The organism is Pseudomonas sp. EL_65y_Pfl1_R83 (assembly GCF_963970695.1).
GTDB lineage: Bacteria > Pseudomonadota > Gammaproteobacteria > Pseudomonadales > Pseudomonadaceae > Aquipseudomonas > Aquipseudomonas tritici.
Window position 1 is genome coordinate 1 of the sequence record NZ_CAXAQI010000364.1, and the last position, 472, is coordinate 472.

1 protein-coding gene is annotated in these 472 nt (G+C 61.2%); it reads right to left on the reverse strand.

The window, feature by feature from the left end; translation table 11 throughout:
- On the reverse strand, positions 1–472 hold a 472-nt coding region (locus tag AACY08_RS29310; RefSeq protein WP_339472582.1), incomplete at both ends, for an electron transfer flavoprotein-ubiquinone oxidoreductase.

The following is a 472-nucleotide window of genomic DNA, read 5'->3' on the forward strand; positions in this document are numbered from 1 at the left end:
TCGGGTCCTTCAGCGTCAGATGGACGGGCTGGTCCTCCTCATGATTGGTGTTCGAGATGAACACCGAGGAGAGACGATCGAAGGTCAGCACACCGTCGGGCTTGGGATAGGCGATCGGCTTGACCTGATCCTTGCGCCACAGGCTTTCGTTGTTGGGGTGGTGCTTCATCGTGAAGGGCATCTTCACGCCGATATATTCGGCCCACATCGTCACGTTCGCCAGCGCCGAACCGATCAGCTCGCCGAACTTTTCGACCAAAGGCACGACGTTGCGGACGATCGACAGCTCCTTCTTGACCCAGCTCGCCTCGCACGCCTCCGGGTACGCCGCCAGCTCATCATGCTGGCGCTGCGATAGGATCGCATCGACCGCAGCTTCCGCCGCCATCATGCCGCTCTTCATCGCGGTGTGCGTGCCCTTGATGCGCGGAACGTTGAGGAAACCGGCCGAACAGCTGATCAGCGCACCGCC